Consider the following 255-nt stretch of genomic DNA (forward strand, 5'->3'; position numbering starts at 1 on the left):
ACGGGCGATTGCGGGAACACGGCCGGATTGCCCAGGGCCAAGCTCATTTCAAAGGTGGCCAGGCCGCGCAGGATGCGCTGCCATTCGGCCACGGCCGCCGCGCGCGCGTCCGTCTCGTTGGCGAAGGCGGTGCGCAGGCGCTTGCTGTTGCCGGGTACGCCGGCCACGACGCTGCGGCGGCGCGCGTAGCGCTCGTCGTGCCAGAAGGCACGCACGCCCGTGTAGGCGTCGCTTTCGGCGCTGTGGTAGCGGTGG

Annotated in this window: 1 pseudogene; it reads right to left on the bottom strand. The window is 71.8% G+C overall.

Annotated features, from left to right (window positions below):
* Positions 1-255 (bottom strand): annotated as a pseudogene (locus ACZ92H_RS29825) (phage late control D family protein); the annotation flags it as partial.

Source organism: Janthinobacterium foliorum (genome assembly GCF_978021625.1).